Origin of the sequence: Pseudoduganella sp. RAF19 (assembly GCF_052114165.1) — a bacterium.
Taxonomy (GTDB): domain Bacteria; phylum Pseudomonadota; class Gammaproteobacteria; order Burkholderiales; family Burkholderiaceae_D; genus Rugamonas.
Genome location: NZ_JBFREF010000033.1, coordinates 1 through 1,117, shown reverse-complemented (window position 1 = coordinate 1,117; position 1,117 = coordinate 1). Strand labels below are relative to the sequence as shown.

1 protein-coding gene and 1 pseudogene are annotated in these 1,117 nt (G+C 50.3%); one reads left to right on the top strand and one right to left on the bottom strand.

The features are described 5' to 3' along the window. Window positions 1-142 (top strand): annotated as a pseudogene (locus AB4Z19_RS30465) (IS30 family transposase); the annotation flags it as partial. Window positions 143-916: 774 nt separating this feature from the next. Here AB4Z19_RS30465 and AB4Z19_RS30460 read toward each other — a convergent pair. Further along, window positions 917-1,117, bottom strand: a 201-nt coding sequence (locus tag AB4Z19_RS30460; protein ID WP_442030358.1) for a hypothetical protein, incomplete at its 5' end; no start/stop codon positions are given.

The window sequence follows — 1,117 nt, the reverse complement described above, 5'->3', positions numbered from 1 at the left end:
GCCAAAGGGACTGGATTTATCAAGTTATTCGCAAGGTCAGCTCGACGCCATCGCAAATCGGCTGAATGAACGACCTAGAAAAACGTTAGACTATGAAACGCCGGCTCAACGGTTTTATCAATGTGTTGCGTCGACCGGCTGAATCCGCACCCCATTGCGGACCCTTTAGGTTTACTTGGCCGGAGCCGGTTCTCGCTTGTTGTCAGGGTCGGCCTGTTTGAGCGCTAGATCCGAATGGGCAAGAAACGAACGGCACTCTTCTGCTATCTCTTTGTAAGTAGCGTTTTGTATTGTGTCGTGCGCCCACTTTCTCATGTCGGGGTACGCCTGTACAGATTGCGCTTGCTTGACCCGGCCAAGATCCTCAGAAAATAAGAAATTCTTCTTTGCCTCGTACATCGATGCTGACCCGGGGTCTGCCTTTGCGCAGGCTAGCGAAAGCTCTTCTACGTAAGCTACTGACGCTTCTACAGGCCATGGGCTAGCCGGCGCGGCTGTGCTAACAAACGCTAAGCCGAGAACGATCCAAAAACGCATATTGTTCAGTCAAAAAGTTCTAGTCTAAGCTCTGCTCTTGGCCGTCAGTTACCTTTACATGTTTTCTTGACGAAATGCCCAATGGGGAGCTTCGACGCGAATCGTATCGCCAGATTGCAGCTCGATTTGAAATTGCCCATCCATCTCTTTTACTGAATTGACCGATGAAGACGGCCCCTAGCTTTCGCGCCTGGGAAGTTCGATGCTGGTGAATCCTTCAAACACCAAAAGATGAGGCGGCATGCCGACAGGCAGTAATCGAATATCGCACCGTTCCGCCTTCCAACTGACGTAAATAGCCGATAACGTAGCATTGTGGAGTGGTAGAGCATTAAAAGTCATGGTCGTTCCAGAAAATTCGTGTGGCTGCCCTTGGCCGTTAAGAGGCAACTCGGGCTAACGCAACAGACGACACTAAAGAGGAATCATCTTTTGCGAGTAATCTGAGCACTTCAATTGGAACCTTTGCGTTATGCGCGATTGCGGCGCGAACAGTTTCGTCCGGGTCACGTGCAAGACGATCAAATAGTTCTGAGCTGAGCTTCCGTTTTACTGCAACGGCATAGCGAACTTTAGGGTC